This window comes from Muribacter muris, assembly GCF_001038205.1.
Classification (GTDB): domain Bacteria; phylum Pseudomonadota; class Gammaproteobacteria; order Enterobacterales; family Pasteurellaceae; genus Muribacter; species Muribacter muris.
Genome location: NZ_JWIZ01000072.1, coordinates 1 through 14,059, shown reverse-complemented (window position 1 = coordinate 14,059; position 14,059 = coordinate 1). Strand labels below are relative to the sequence as shown.

The 14,059-nt window shown below is 44.0% G+C and carries 13 protein-coding genes, 2 tRNA genes and 2 pseudogenes; 6 read left to right on the top strand and 11 right to left on the bottom strand.

What is annotated here, in order from left to right; genetic code table 11:
* Positions 1 to 248: 248 nt before the first annotated feature.
* The 10 genes and pseudogenes from RO21_RS13770 to mutY form a co-directional block, all read right to left on the bottom strand.
* Positions 249 to 1,469: pseudogene (locus RO21_RS13770) on the bottom strand (STY4528 family pathogenicity island replication protein).
* Between the two features lie 135 nt (positions 1,470 to 1,604).
* Positions 1,605 to 2,177: a DUF2857 domain-containing protein gene (locus RO21_RS10140; protein WP_047977667.1), complete on the bottom strand. Its 573-nt coding sequence runs from the start codon at positions 2,175 to 2,177 to the stop codon at positions 1,605 to 1,607.
* Positions 2,178 to 2,187: 10 nt separating this feature from the next.
* Positions 2,188 to 3,903 carry a ParB family protein gene (locus tag RO21_RS10135; RefSeq protein ID WP_047977666.1) on the bottom strand — a complete coding sequence of 572 codons (1,716 nt, stop codon included), beginning with the start codon at positions 3,901 to 3,903 and terminating at the stop codon, positions 2,188 to 2,190.
* Entirely contained in the window at positions 3,896 to 5,269 is a 1,374-nt protein-coding gene (dnaB, locus tag RO21_RS10130) for a replicative DNA helicase (RefSeq protein WP_047977665.1), read from the bottom strand. Before dnaB ends, RO21_RS10135 begins: the two co-directional genes overlap by 8 nt.
* Positions 5,262 to 6,101 (bottom strand): ParA family protein, encoded by an 840-nt coding sequence (locus RO21_RS10125; protein ID WP_047977664.1) that lies wholly within the window; start codon positions 6,099 to 6,101, stop codon positions 5,262 to 5,264. The genes dnaB and RO21_RS10125 overlap by 8 nt, the downstream gene beginning before the upstream one ends.
* 115 nt (positions 6,102 to 6,216) lie before the next feature.
* Positions 6,217 to 6,292, bottom strand: a tRNA-Asn gene (locus RO21_RS10120).
* Positions 6,293 to 6,310: 18 nt separating this feature from the next.
* A tRNA-Phe gene (locus RO21_RS10115) sits at positions 6,311 to 6,386 on the bottom strand.
* Between the two features lie 125 nt (positions 6,387 to 6,511).
* Complete coding sequence (gene mltC, locus RO21_RS10110; protein ID WP_047977663.1) at positions 6,512 to 7,603, bottom strand: membrane-bound lytic murein transglycosylase MltC; 1,092 nt, start codon at positions 7,601 to 7,603, stop codon at positions 6,512 to 6,514.
* 10 nt (positions 7,604 to 7,613) lie between these two features.
* Entirely contained in the window at positions 7,614 to 7,886 is a 273-nt protein-coding gene (locus tag RO21_RS10105) for an oxidative damage protection protein (protein WP_047977662.1), read from the bottom strand.
* Positions 7,886 to 8,998 (bottom strand): A/G-specific adenine glycosylase, encoded by a 1,113-nt coding sequence (gene mutY, locus RO21_RS10100; protein ID WP_047977661.1) that lies wholly within the window; start codon positions 8,996 to 8,998, stop codon positions 7,886 to 7,888. Before mutY ends, RO21_RS10105 begins: the two co-directional genes overlap by 1 nt.
* A 109-nt stretch (positions 8,999 to 9,107) precedes the next feature.
* Between mutY and gloA2 the strand changes: the two genes are divergently transcribed.
* The 6 genes from gloA2 to RO21_RS10070 all read left to right on the top strand — a co-directional run bounded on the left by gloA2 (position 9,108) and on the right by RO21_RS10070 (position 13,616).
* Complete coding sequence (gloA2, locus tag RO21_RS10095) at positions 9,108 to 9,503, top strand: SMU1112c/YaeR family gloxylase I-like metalloprotein (protein ID WP_047977660.1); 396 nt, start codon at positions 9,108 to 9,110, stop codon at positions 9,501 to 9,503.
* Positions 9,504 to 9,692: 189 nt separating this feature from the next.
* A complete protein-coding gene (gene sfsA, locus RO21_RS10090; protein WP_047977659.1) occupies positions 9,693 to 10,403 on the top strand; it encodes a DNA/RNA nuclease SfsA in 711 nt (236 codons plus the stop codon).
* Positions 10,404 to 10,545: 142 nt separating this feature from the next.
* Complete coding sequence (gene hslV, locus RO21_RS10085; protein WP_047977658.1) at positions 10,546 to 11,064, top strand: ATP-dependent protease subunit HslV; 519 nt, start codon at positions 10,546 to 10,548, stop codon at positions 11,062 to 11,064.
* Positions 11,065 to 11,239: 175 nt separating this feature from the next.
* The gene (locus tag RO21_RS10080) at positions 11,240 to 11,518 is read left to right on the top strand and encodes a hypothetical protein (RefSeq protein ID WP_047977657.1); all 279 of its coding nucleotides are present in this window, start codon (positions 11,240 to 11,242) and stop codon (positions 11,516 to 11,518) included.
* A 23-nt stretch (positions 11,519 to 11,541) separates the two neighbouring features.
* Positions 11,542 to 12,870, top strand: coding sequence for an HslU--HslV peptidase ATPase subunit (gene hslU / locus RO21_RS10075; RefSeq protein ID WP_173425304.1), 1,329 nt, complete (start codon positions 11,542 to 11,544; stop codon positions 12,868 to 12,870).
* 83 nt (positions 12,871 to 12,953) lie between these two features.
* Positions 12,954 to 13,616, top strand: coding sequence for an NAD(P)H-dependent oxidoreductase (locus RO21_RS10070; RefSeq protein WP_047977655.1), 663 nt, complete (start codon positions 12,954 to 12,956; stop codon positions 13,614 to 13,616).
* Positions 13,617 to 13,655: 39 nt separating this feature from the next.
* Here the strand turns inward: RO21_RS10070 and RO21_RS10065 are convergent.
* Positions 13,656 to 13,961: pseudogene (locus RO21_RS10065) on the bottom strand (aldehyde dehydrogenase family protein); the annotation flags it as partial.
* Between the last annotated feature and the right edge of the window lie 98 nt (positions 13,962 to 14,059).

The following is a 14,059-nucleotide window of genomic DNA, read 5'->3' as shown; positions in this document are numbered from 1 at the left end:
CAGTTTGTTTTGCTTGTACTGACTTAAACGACTTCTTCTCATAGGGATTATTCTAACCTGAAATTAGATTTCCCTAGTTATCTAGTACAGCCCCAAATTTTATACTTTGAGCAACCCTTGCTCATTGCTTAAATTTTGTACTTTGTCCAGCACCTGGACACTGGTCAAATCTTGTACTTTGTAGGCCCCTACACACTGATTAAATTTTATACTTTGGAAAGCCCCTTTCCAGTGGTTAAATTTTGCACTTAGTTTAAAAAACTCTCTCTAAAACTGCGTATAATCTCCGCTCTGGCTTGCCGTTGTTGCATTGTTGGCACAGTGTAAGTGGTTTGAGTCTGTACTGGCACAGGCGTTTGAGCTGGTGATATTCCGATTGTTGAAGTTGATTGGTTCAAATGCTGTTCAAGTAGATACGGATTAAATTCACCTAAGTGTGCTTTCCTGACAAGACTTAATAAATAGCCTTGCGGTTTTTTGATATTACCTTTTGCCAACCGTTGCTCCGCTTCAAATAGGATGGCTTGACATAACCCAAGATCAAGCCCTTCCATCGCTTTAGCAATAGTTTGCTTTTCAAATGAGCTGAGTTTTAATCTCCAATCAATTTCATCCGGTGTACCTGTACAGTATTTATTTATAAATACCGTACTGTACTTGTATTGATTCACAGAGTTCCCTAATGGAACTGAGCCTAAAATCAATGAGTTAGCTGATTTTTCTCTACTGAGTTCCTTATTGGAACTTGGGTAAATCTGACTAAGTTCCCTAATGGAACTCGGTAAATTATCGTCTTTCTGACTGAGTTCCCCACTATTTAAGCTGAGTTCCTTATTGGAACTGAGTAAATTTTGCTGAATAGTATCTAAGTTTAGTGAGCTAAAATCAGCGTCTTTTTGATTTTCAATTCGAGAACAATAATCTTGATAGCGGGCTTTCATCCAATCAATATGTGAAACATAATGCCACTGGGTTTTATCTGCTAAGATATTGTCAACGATATGAATTGCTACACCCCGCACTACCGCATCCTTATGCTTGGTTGCCTAGTGTAATAAATGGAGATAATCTTCATTCAGCTGGATAGCATCTAAGATAGGGATCGGCTCATCGTGAAGTAAATAGACATTCCCTTTTATTTGCCCAAGATCGTTGCGTAGGGTTTCGCAGAGTGTCAACCAACGGGTCAAGCGTAAAAGTAATAGGGTTTGGCTCACCGTTTTACGCGATAGCGTTGCATCAATATAGGGCTTATCCGACAAAAGTTTGCCTAACACCTCATAAGACGGAAATAATCCGCCTTGAAACTCTCTCGCTTTATGCTTTATTAATTGCCATGCAAATTTTGCTCGAGGCGTGAGATACGGATCATAAAGCAATCGAGTCGGAACCGTTTCGTGTTGATTACCAAAAAAGAGCAACCCTTGCTCAGTATTGGTTGTCATCGTTATTTGCTCAAAAATATTCATATTAATTCTCCAAAGCCTTTGTTTAATTATTTACATTGTTTTGGCTTGGTATTTCGCTATAATGCTTTCGGTCTCTTAACAAAGCCGAGAGGAAAGTTTTTTAATACAATCCTCAAGCCCCGAGGTGCCTGATACTCACCTCGGGGGAATTTCTTTTATTTTTTTATTGCGATACCAAGGCTCAACAGCACGCCAAATCGCCGTTAAGTTAATTTGGGTTTCCTCCGCAAACAGCATTAACAGCTCCAACCCTTCCATTGATTCTAAATTTTGAATACTGCCTCTATGCTTGCGCCATAATTCCCATAGCTCGCTTTTTTGTTCATCGGTTGCCGTAGCTTTTCGTCCCGGCTCTTCGCGAATGCCTAGTAAACTACGCCGGGCAGAGACTTTGGTTGTGCTTAATCCGAAGTAGGTATTAAGCATTTGTATTGAGGCACCCAGCAATAACGCTCGATCAATGATCATTCGCTCTTGCGAATTGACCTGTGCCACTTTGATCATTTTCCAGAACGCACTGTGATCAATACTAATTGCCGCTATCGGCACTTTGGATTGGGCAATATCATAAATCTCGTCAATGCTTAGCCGTTGAATTTCACTGAGCTCCGCCGTTGAGAAACCGAGGTGGTGACAGGTATTCACATTCCCTTCCCGGATATTGTTGACGATATGATCCAAGATGACTTTATTTAAATTATCAAGCATAGTGCCTCCCTTATACGGCTGCCCGTAAGTGACGAACAAGACGGATTAATCGGAAAATCTTAACCAAGGTAGTATCATCAATTTTAGGCTCGCGTTCCGCAGAACCTAATAACAACGCTGTATCCAAAAAACAGGCATCGGAGTAAGTCAAATCGTGGGTTTGCAACATACTGAGTAATTCGTAAATAGAGCGCCGGGTTTCATCTTCTAACTCTTTATCAGGCACTTTCATTTGAAAGCTATAATCTACCGGTTCTTTGACGATATGTTCGACGAATTCATCCAGCCCGAACTGTTCGGCAATATCGAGGGCAAGTGAATAAGCTTCAGCTTTATGCTGACGACTCGGGTAAATCTGCCAAATATCAGCAACCGGTTGCCGCCCGGTACAGGCAAATTCCAACCCATTAGCGGCGGCTTGCTGTTCGCGCTGGGTTTGAATACTCATTCCCGGCGTGATACCGTAATTTTGAGCAAACTGTTGGGCAAGATTATTGACTGACTCAACATCAGAACCCGCTTGAGTTGGCTCAGTATTAAGAGAAGGAGACACTGATTCAGTCTGTAAAGTGCGGTCATTTTTTGCCGGATTTTCTGGTTTTTCCGATGTTTGGGTATGTTCATCGCCACCAGAGGTAGTAGATTCTTCAGCCTGCGGCGGTGTCACCGTCGTTGATGATGTACTATTAGAGGTGTCTTTCGTTTCAAGCGATATTTTACCTAATTGCTGTTGCTGAAACTTTTCCACATCCTGTTGGCTATGTTTGGTTTGCTCATCAATTTCCCTCTGTTTCTTGGCAAGTTTCTGAAATTTACGCTCATCAAGATCCACTTCCATATAGAGCATTTCATAGCTGACTTTACCCTCTAATGCGTCCGTCATCTCATTGATTAACGCATCTTGAAAGATTTTCACATTAAACGGATTATCATCATTACAGCGAGATAAACTATTTTTCCAAATAGCTTCAAAGGTAATGTCCGTCTCAAATTGATATTGTTGCCATACTTCAAGGGCATTACTTCTAATAGCAATTAACTTATCAATAGGGCTGTTTCCTAATCCATTAAACAATACGTCGGGAATAAATGGATATAAAAACTCAATACAACGTCCCATTTTAGTTATCATTGAATACTGAATAATATATCCGTCTTTTTCTAACTCATTCGAAAGCTCTCGTGCTGACAACGAACTATTGAGTTTTTTCTCGTAATATTCCTTTGCCTGCTGAATACCCAAGGCTTTCTCAATAAAGGTTAAATCTGCTCGGGTGTCATTTTCAATAAGGTGGCCGATGAGTAAATCCAGTTCGGCTTCAACACTGTCTGCGGTATCACCTTTCCAGGGTTTATACTGGCATTCAATTGACCAAAAACGCTGATCTTGGGTTTCATTATACAACTCTTTTAAGGCTTGAATACGCGTATTGCCGCCGTCTGCGATAATGTAAAACGGTTCGCCCGGACGTTGTGTGATATTCGGTTTATGCTCTAACCCGCGACGACGGATAGACTCCTTAATCATCTCAAAGTTAGGGTTACGGGTTTTCCGTGGGTTATGTTCATAAGGACGTAGCTTATCCAGTGTCACTGTAATATATTGTGAGGTTGCCGGATAATGGGTTGCCGTTGCTGCAGTGTACGACGGTGAAGAATTTGCCATTGGGGCAACATTTAAGTTTCGTGCAATAGCATCAGCCAGTTTTTTGTTCTTACTACTCATAGCGATATCCTGTTAAATTCATTTCATTCTCAAATAAACTAAATTCACCATAAAAACGGCATTCTGTTTTACCTAAAGGACCATTACGCTGCTTACCAATGATAATTTCAGCCAACCCTTTCGCGTCACTTTCCGGATAATAGACTTCATCACGATAGATAAACAAAATCACATCCGCATCTTGCTCAAGAGAGCCGGATTCGCGTAAATCCGAATTAACTGGGCGCTTATTGGTACGTTGCTCCAAGCTACGATTTAATTGAGATAGCGCATAAATAGGGCATTCCAATTCTTTCGCCAGTGCTTTTAATGCACCGGAAATTTGGGTAATTTCTAAATGACGGTTTTCTTGCTTGCCCGTACTACGCATTAATTGGAGATAATCAATAAAAATCGCAGCCGGTTGCCCGTATTGACGGCTATATTGGCGCACTTTACTGCGTAACCGTTGCACGGTTAGCGCCCCTTCATCATCAATGATCAGACGATTAGTCCAATTTTGCTGAATATATTGCACAGCATTAGCAATTTTTCCCCAATCGCCATCTTCTAATTCGGTTGCGTGTCGAATTTTTTGTAAGCCGACTCGGGATTTCATTGCCATAAAACGTTGGAGCAGTTGGTCTGCCGGCATTTCCTGACTGAAATAAAAAATAGGTCGATCGGTGATTTTCTCTAAAATATTAGCCGCGGCTGTGAGAGAGAGTGCTGTTTTACCCATGGCTGGGCGAGCGGCAATAATGATCAGTTCCCCGGCTTGCCCGCCGGAGGTCAATGTATCAATGGTTTGGATACCCAGCGGCGTGCCAGTAACCGGATCAGCATTGAGTGCCGATTTTTCCATTTTGATAAACATCTTGGTAAAAATATCCGCTAAATCAGCCGCACTTTTATCGGTCTGGCTCAAAGCAATCTCGGTATACTGTTTTTCAATTTTTTCCGCTAGTTCATCCAACTGCTCGGCATTTTTAGGTTGAGTAACCTCACTCATAATGAATTTCCCTAATGCGAGGAATTGGCGTTGCTTACTGTATTGCCTAACGACCTTGGCATAAGCCTCCACATTGACACTAGAAGGGGTGTTCTTCACCATTTCGGCAAGATAAGCCAAGCCCCCGATTTCTTCTAATATGCCTTTTTCTTTGAAATATTCGGAAAGAGTGATGATATCAATCGCCTTATTATTATGTGCAAATACGCTAGTCGCTTCAAAAATGCAGCGATGGTGAATCAAATAGAAATCTTGTGATTGCAGAATAGGTTCAACATCATCAAAACATTTCGGATTAAGTAATAGGCTACCGATGACCGCACTTTCTGCCTCTAATGAGCATAATTCAGGTAACTCATTTTTAGTATTACGCATTGTTACCTCCTAAACCCTGTAAAAATTGATGAGCAAATTGAGGTAATAACAGGGAGCAAAGTGATTGAATGACGTGATATTCGGTCTTACTGTGCCGATAAACTGGCAGAGAATAGGTTGCAGCCTCACGATAGGCAACTTTATCCGGAATATGGAAATTTAAGAGCGTTTTATCTTTGCCGAGGCTTTGTTCAAATAATTGATAGAGATGATCCAGCACAAATTTAACATCGTTTGTGTGATCAACACAATTCGGTACAGCTTTTAGAGGAGGGAGTTTAAACCCAAAAGCTTCAAAAGTTTGGAGCTCTTGGTACATTCCAATCGTACCGCGAATAAATTCTTTTGCCGATAAAATGTGCGGAAGGATAGGACAGAATAGAAGATCTGCTGCAAGCACCGACATATCGACGGTAATATCGCGCGTCCCGCGGGTATCGACGATAATCACATCATAACCTTGGAGTTTTTTTAGTAAAAAACTAAACCGAATAGCCCCGTCCGGTGCATTGCGGAGCATTTGGCTGACATTATTTGTCGGATCATTTGATTGGATTAAATCTAAATTAGGTAGGGTTGTTTTTGATATGATATGGCTTGGCTCAATATCTTGATAGGTCAAAAATTCATGAATACCGCCGGGTGCGGTATATTCCAAAGCAAAATAAGCACTTAATGTAGGTTGGGTATCGGTATCAATCAGGAGGGTTTTCAAGCCGTGATCAGCACAAAACGCACCGATATTAGCTGCATTAGTACTTTTTGCAGACCCACCTTTAGTTGAAGCAATGGTAATAATGAATGGTTTTTGAGATGCAGTTTGATTTTTCATTTTGATACTCTCTTAACAAAGATAAGTTAATTAAGTATCAGCGGGGAATAGATAGAGACGTTGCAGATATCTTTAACAAAGATATAAACTTCAACTTCATTGACTAAGTTGAAGTTGGCTCCTCCTGCGGGACTCGAACCTGCGACATATGGATTAACAGTCCACCGTTCTACCGACTGAACTAAGGAGGAGCAGAATTTACGACTTCGTGGTGCCTCGAGGCGGAATCGAACCACCGACACGGGGATTTTCAATCCCCTGCTCTACCGACTGAGCTATCGAGGCATCTCGTCGTTTGCGGGGTGCATTATGCTGATTTCCGCCTCGCTCGTCAAACGTTTTTTTCAAAAAAGTAAAAAAATACGTTTAACCGTTCGCTTTTCACTCAAACCGCTTTAAAAAACAACACTTTAGCGTACATTACGGTATTTTTGCTGTGCCTTATTCACCTTCAAAAGATAATTTCTCGCCTGCGAAGAAGGGTGAGCCGTGGTCAAAATCCGGAATACCGCCTCCGGCTGTAAATGGTTAATCCGATCGATCGCTTCCCATTTATCCCGATCAAACACACGCAGTACCGCGCCTGCGCCGCTGTTATAGGCTGAAATCATCGCATAACGTTTTGCGGTCGGATTGGTAATACCATCTAGATACTCATCACGCAAAATCGTCAGGTACATCGTACCCGCATCAATATTTTGGCTAGGATTGTAGAGATAATCCCGATCCGGCTGACCACCAAAGCCTTTGCGGGCAAAAATATCCCGCCCCGCCGTTCTCGGCACAACCTGCATCAAACCAATCGCATTCGCATAACTAACGGCATAAGGGTTGAACGCAGACTCCACTTCCATAATCCCCAAAATCAAGCTCACATCAATGCCGTAACGTCTCGCAACTTGCCGCACCATTGGCAGATAGCGTCTTGCCCGCACTTCAACGTGATTTGCGATCATCGGAATCGTAACATAAGTTGCCGTTTGCCCGTTTTTCAGGCGGCGGGTTTTGGTTTTATGTTGAATTAAGTAGGTAGCAAAGTCATTCGCCACTGCAATATTGGTTACGGAGCGTCCGAAATGATCGACCACCTGCCCGGCAAGGAAAGGATTACTGCTGATCGGCGTATCGCCGGAAGCAAACAGGTCAATGCCCGAGGCATCCGATCCCATCAATAAAGTATGAATAATCGCATTCCGCAGGCGGTTTTGGTCGCCCAAGGTTTCAATAATGATCTGCCCGTCTTCAAAACTGATATGGCTACGGGTGTAATAGCGGTCGGTATATTTAACGTAATCTTTTTGGCTGGCTTGAAGCAGCTCATTCACCCCCCAAATTTGATCGATATTACGGGAGAATTGCCCCGTGAGAATATCCAACCCTTTGGTATCTTTGGTGTAATCGTTTTTCGCCCGTTTAGACGTTGATTTCTTTGAGCCGCCGCTACACGCCACCAAAAACGGAATAATCGCCACTAACGGCAAATATTTCAGATATTTTTTCATTTAGCACCAACTATTTCTCAACCGGCACATAGCCCTCGATATGCACTTCTTTTCCTTCAAACAGAAAATTCACCATTTCCGTTTCTAGCTGCTTACGGTGTTCGGGATTCATCATATTCAGTTTTTTCTCATTCACCAGCATCGTCTGTTTTTTAATCCACTCCGCCCACGCCTGTTTGCTGATCGAATCAAAAATCCGCTTGCCGATCTCCCCCGGATAAAGTTGAAAATCCAGCCCTTCAGCCTCTTGTTTTAAATATTCACAAAAAACGGTTCGTGCCATTATTGATCCCCTTGTGTTAAAGTTAATTCATCTAAAATACGTTTAATCGGCGTTGGTAAACCAATCTCGCTCGGTCGGCATAAATCATACCAATATTCCGATTTTGAAGAAATGCCGACGCCATAATTTCCACTCTGTTCCTGCACACAATCGGCGGGAAGCTCGACTAATATCGGGTAAATATCCAAATGAAAATGGCTGAACGTGTGGCGAAAAGCGATTAATTGCTGCGATATTTGCAAATTTTTCGTTGAAATCGACCGCTTGAGTTCCTTTAATGAGGCAAATTGCGGAAATGAAAACAACCCACCCCAAATGCCTTTTGCCTCACGCTGCGTTAATAATACCTTTGAACCCTGTTTTAAAATCAAAAAATAGCCCGTCCGCTCCGGCAAGGTTTTTTTCGGTTTTTTCGCCGGAAATTCCGCCCACGCCTGACGGGCATTGGCTTGGCAATCCGCTTGCAACGGGCATAGACTGCATTTCGGCTTGGAACGGGTGCAAATCATCGCCCCCAGATCCATCATTGCTTGATTAAAATCGGCGACCTGCGTGGTCGGTGTTACGCAAGCGGTCAGATCCCATAATTTATTCTCAACCGCTTTCTCGCCTGCCCAACCGCTCACCGCAAAATAACGGGCAAGTACCCGTTTGACATTCCCGTCTAAAATAGGGTGCGGCGCATCCAGCACGGAAGACAAAATCGCCCCCGCCGTACTGCGTCCAACACCGGACAATGCCAACACATCATCAAAGTCAGTCGGAAAATTGCCGCCGTATTGATCCCGAATTTGCTGCGCCGCCTTGTGCAAATTTCTCGCCCGCGCGTAATACCCCAGCCCTGTCCACAAGTGCAACACTTCATCAATCGAACCATTAGCTAAGTCAGTTACACTCGGAAAACGTTCCATAAACCGCTCAAAATAGGGAATAACGGTAACGACTTGGGTCTGCTGCAACATCACTTCCGACAGCCATACACCATAAAGGGTCTTGCCCTGTTGCCACGGCAAATGCTTACGCCCATATTGTTGATACCACGCTAACACGGCACGCGCAAACGGCGCATCGGCACGGGATTGCGCCAACGGGAATTGAGATTTTATTTTCACGCCACACTCTTTCAATAAAAATTAAAGGGTCTATACTCTCGCAAGCGGTCGATGACGACCGCATTTTTGCAACCTTTATCTGCCATCACACCGCTTGTAAGGAAATAAGATGCACGATCAGATTATTTTAGGCTTTCATCATATTGCTATTATCACCGCCGATTACCCAAAATCCAAACGCTTTTATTGCGAGATTTTAGGCGCAAAAATTGTGAGTGAAAAGTATCGAGAAGAGAGACAAAGCTATAAATTGGACTTACAGTTTGCGGACGGTTCGCAAATCGAACTTTTTAGTTTTCCCAATCCGCCGCCCCGCCCAACCACGCCGGAAGCCTGCGGATTACGCCACCTCGCCTTTCGGGTTTCCGACCTTGATCAAGCGGTCGCTTTCTTAGCCGAAAATGCGATTGAATGTGAGCCGATTCGCCGAGATCAGCTTACCCAAAAACGTTTTACCTTTTTTCGTGATCCGGACAATTTACCGTTGGAACTTTATGAAAGCTAAGGTTTAGCTTTGATGTAAAAAAAGAAATAAATAAAGCTAAGCGAAAAATAAATGTAAGAAGCGGAAATATCAAATATATCCCCGATAATGCGCGAAAAAATATACAATAAAATAAACTTAAAGAATAATAACACCACCACTCTCCCATTGTATTTTAAGTGGCGATAATATAATCAAATAAGGAATGTAATGCAATTTCCCCCGCTTTCCCACGGCATTTTACTACGCCGTTACAAACGCTTTTTGGCGGACATTCGCCTGCCCAACGGCGAAGAAATCACGATCCATTGCCCCAATACCGGTGCAATGACTGGCTGCTCTAACGCCGGCGATACAGTCTGGTTTTCAGCCTCAAATAACCCCAAACGCAAATATGCCCACACTTGGGAACTTACCGAAACCCAATCAGGCCACTTTATTTGCGTCAATATCCAACGGGCAAATCAGCTCGTCGCAGAAGCATTGCAACAACAATGGATCACTGAACTGGCAGATTACCCGCAAATCCTGCCGGAACAAAAATACGGTGCAGAAAACAGCCGCATTGATTTTCTGCTGAAAAGTACCGGACAGCCCGATTGCTTCGTAGAAGTGAAATCCACCACGCTACTGGCGGAAAACGGCGTGGGAATGTTCCCCGATGCCCAAACAACACGCGGGCAAAAGCATCTGCGGGAATTAACCCAGCTTGCCAAACAAGGACAATGCGCCGTTATTCTGTTTGCCGTATTGCATACCGGCATTCAAACCTTTGAGGTCGCCCGACATATTGACCCCAAATATGCCGAACTGCTCGACACCGCCCGCCAACACGGCGTACAGGTTTTAGTCTATAAAGCCGAAGTGAGCCTTGAACAAAACCGCCCCGTCGCTTTGCAATTAACCCACCCGCTCGGCTAAGCAAGCGGTGAGTTCAATGGGATTTTTTGCAAAAAAGAAGCCATAAACAACCGCTTGTTTGGTTCAAACATCGCCTGTTTGCTTGAAATTCCCCTATCCGCCACCACATAGGGAGCAGTTTTGCAAAAATAAAGGATTCAAAATGACAACGATTGTATGTGTACGCCGCAACGGTAAAGTGGCGATTGGTGGCGATGGTCAAGCCACATTGGGCAACTGTGTGGAAAAAGGCACGGTAAAGAAAGTCCGCCGTTTGTATAAAGATAAAGTGGCGGTTGGCTTTGCCGGCTCAACGGCAGACGCATTTATTCTGCGAGATCTGTTTGAGAAAAAATTGGAATTGCACCAAGGGCATTTAGTCAAATCAGCGGTCGAGCTGGCGAAAGAGTGGCGTTCCGACCGCGCATTGCGAAAATTAGAAGCGATGATGATTGTTGCCGATCAAACGGATTTTCTACTGGTTTCCGGCAGCGGCGATGTGATTGAGCCGGAACACGATGTGCTTGCTATCGGCTCAGGCGGTAACTATGCCAAATCTGCCGCCCTCGCCTTGTTACGCAATAGCGATTTATCCGCCAAAGAGATTGTTACAGAAGCGCTGAAAATTGCCGGCGAAATTGATATTTACTCAAATCTTAATCATATTATTGAGGAAGTTTAGCTGCAAACAGTGGAGCGATATCTGATAACCCTTGCGATAGTGTGGCAGAAAAAACAGCTTTTACAGCCGAAGTATTTGAGAAAATGCAACAAAATCCTCGCGATTTACGCTGGAAACGCCTTTATGGGACAATTCAGATTGATTTTTTCAAAACTATCCGCAAGCTATCGCGATAATGGAAGAGATTTATCAACAAACGCACGACAACCATATGTTAATCGGTATTTGTATCCTAAAAGAGAAGATAAAATCCCCTTTTCAAGAATGCTATGAAAATGTGCTGAAGAATGTTGAGCGACCTCATTACTATAATGATTTGAATTATTGGGTAGCTATCGGCGGTTTAAGCAAGCCTTATAACGAACAAGATATTGAAAAATCCCGTGTATCCGAAGAAACTATTCGGTATTTCTTGAAGCAAGATCGCCAAATGTTTCTCGACAACATATTTTAACCTTTAAACCTAAATAGAGAACGATTATGTCAATGACCCCTCGTGAAATAGTATCAGAATTAGACGCCCACATTATCGGGCAAACGGAAGCCAAACGTGCCGTGGCAATCGCCCTGCGTAACCGCTGGCGGAGAATGCAGTTACCTGAAAATCTGCGTCAAGAAGTTACCCCCAAAAATATTTTAATGATCGGCCCGACCGGTGTAGGTAAAACGGAGATCGCCCGCCGATTAGCGAAACTCGCTAACGCCCCGTTTATCAAAGTGGAAGCAACTAAATTTACCGAAGTCGGCTATGTGGGTAAGGAAGTCGATTCTATTATCCGTGATCTAACTGACGTCGCCGTCAAATTAGTCCGTCAACAAGCGGTCGAAAAAAACCGTTTTCGTGCAGAAGAAGCGGCGGAAGATCGCATTTTAGACATTCTCTTACCGCCGGCAAAAGATAACTGGGGCAATACCGAAGACAGCGAAAGCAGCAAAGCGACTCGCCAAGCATTCCGCAAAAAACTGCGTGAAGGGCAGTTAGACGATAAAGAAATCCAAATCGAGATTGCCACCCCAATGAACGTTGAAATTATGACACCGCCGGGAATGGAAGAGATGACCTCCCAGCTCCAATCTCTGTTTGAAGGGATTTCACCGAACAAAACCAAAAAACGCAAAATGAAAATCAAAGACGCAATGAAAGCGTTAATTGATGAAGAAGCGGCGAAATTGATCAATCCGGAAGAACTGAAACAGCAAGCGATCTATGCGGTCGAACAGCACGGCATCGTGTTTATCGATGAGATCGACAAAATCTGCAAAAAAAGCGAGCATAGCGGCGGCGATGTTTCCCGCGAAGGCGTTCAACGGGATTTATTGCCGATTATCGAAGGTAGCACCGTGAACACTAAACACGGAATGGTCAAAACCGACCACATTTTATTCATCTGCTCCGGCGCATTCCAAGTCGCCCGTCCGTCCGATTTATTACCTGAATTGCAAGGACGTTTGCCAATTCGGGTCGAACTCAAATCCCTGACGAAAGACGACTTTGAACGGATTTTAACCGAGCCGAGTGCCTCTCTCACCCTGCAATACAAAGCGTTAATGCAAACGGAAGGGGTGGAGATCATCTTCACACCGGATGGCATCAGCCGCATTGCAGAATCCGCTTTCCGAGTGAACGAAAAAACCGAAAATATCGGCGCAAGACGATTGCATACCGTGCTTGAACGCCTAATGGACGGCATTTCGTTTGATGCAAACGAACGTTCAGGCGAGACAATTACCATTGATGCGGATTATGTCGCAAATGCCCTCAATGATGTGGTCGAAAACGAAGATTTAAGCCGCTTTATTCTCTAACCGCAAAGCCTCACACTGCGTGGGGCTTTTTGTTTCAACACGCGGTCAGATCCGCCCGATTTTTAACAAAGAAGGAAAAGCAAATGACACAAATCACCAAACAACAAGTGCTGGACGGCTTCCATTTCCGTGCCTCCACCCGCAATTACGACCCGACTCGCAAAATCAACCGAGAGGATTTCAATTATATCCTTGAATTAGGGCGGCTTTCGCCAAGCTCGGTCGGCTCAGAGCCTTGGCAATTTGTCGTCATTCAAAACCCCGAGCTTCGCCAAAAGCTCAAACCGGTCAGTTGGGGAATGGCAACCCAAATTGATGATGCCAGCCATCTCGTTGTGTTTCTCGCCAAGAAAAACAACCGTTACGACTCCGCATTTATGCGTGAATCAATGGTAAGACGCGGCTTGAGCGAAGAACAAATGGTTGGTGCAATTGAAAAATATAAGTCTTTCCAACAGCACGATAGCAATTTACTCGAAAGCGAGCGGGCGTTATTTGACTGGGCAAGCAAGCAAACCTACATCGCCCTCGCCAATATGCTCACCGGCGCAGCACTGGTCGGCATCGACAGCTGCCCGATTGAAGGCTTTGACTACCAAGCCGTCAATCAAATCTTAGCCGATGCCGGCGTGTTCGATCCGCAAGAATGGGGCGTTTCCGTAATGGCGACCTTCGGCTACCGTGCCAAACCTATCAAACCAAAAGCCCGTAAAGCACTCGAAGACGTAGTGAAATGGGTGGAATAACTAAAACAGGCACATTAAGTGCCTGTTTTTTTATAAGCATTACAGCGCATCACCAAACTGCAAATACACTACTTGAGTTTGTAAATACTCTGCTAAACCGTGTTTACCGTCTGCGCCGCCAATGCCGGATTTTCGCCAGCCGGCGTGGTAGCCTTGCATTGCTTCAAAATTTTCCCGATTGACGTAGGTTTCACCAAATTTCAGGCGGGAGATCAGTTTCATTGCAAGGTTGAGATTTTGGGTGTAGATCGATGAGGTTAAACCGTATTCACAATCGTTGGCGAGTGTAATCGCTTCATCGAGCGTATCAAAGGTTGCAACCGGAATCACCGGTCCAAAAATCTCACTATGTTAATGATCATGCAAAAATGCGCCAGGCTGATGCAGTAAGATCATCGAAAAGTGATCCACTGCATCTTTTGATAAACTCCTTGTTATTTAAA

Bases quoted from the DNA above. Each gene is read 5' to 3' on its own strand.
- RO21_RS10125 (WP_047977664.1), bottom strand. From the start codon at position 6,101: ATGAAAAATCAAACTGCATCTCAAAAACCATTCATTATTACCATTGCT.
- dnaB (WP_047977665.1), bottom strand. From the start codon at position 5,269: ATGCGTAATACTAAAAATGAGTTACCTGAATTATGCTCATTAGAGGCA.
- mltC (WP_047977663.1), bottom strand. From the start codon at position 7,603: ATGAAAAAATATCTGAAATATTTGCCGTTAGTGGCGATTATTCCGTTT.
- RO21_RS10105 (WP_047977662.1), bottom strand. From the start codon at position 7,886: ATGGCACGAACCGTTTTTTGTGAATATTTAAAACAAGAGGCTGAAGGG.
- sfsA (WP_047977659.1), top strand. From the start codon at position 9,693: ATGCAATTTCCCCCGCTTTCCCACGGCATTTTACTACGCCGTTACAAA.
- hslV (WP_047977658.1), top strand. From the start codon at position 10,546: ATGACAACGATTGTATGTGTACGCCGCAACGGTAAAGTGGCGATTGGT.
- RO21_RS10080 (WP_047977657.1), top strand. From the start codon at position 11,240: ATGGAAGAGATTTATCAACAAACGCACGACAACCATATGTTAATCGGT.
- RO21_RS10070 (WP_047977655.1), top strand. From the start codon at position 12,954: ATGACACAAATCACCAAACAACAAGTGCTGGACGGCTTCCATTTCCGT.
- RO21_RS10140 (WP_047977667.1), bottom strand. From the start codon at position 2,177: ATGCTTGATAATTTAAATAAAGTCATCTTGGATCATATCGTCAACAAT.
- RO21_RS10135 (WP_047977666.1), bottom strand. From the start codon at position 3,903: ATGAGTAGTAAGAACAAAAAACTGGCTGATGCTATTGCACGAAACTTA.
- gloA2 (WP_047977660.1), top strand. From the start codon at position 9,108: ATGCACGATCAGATTATTTTAGGCTTTCATCATATTGCTATTATCACC.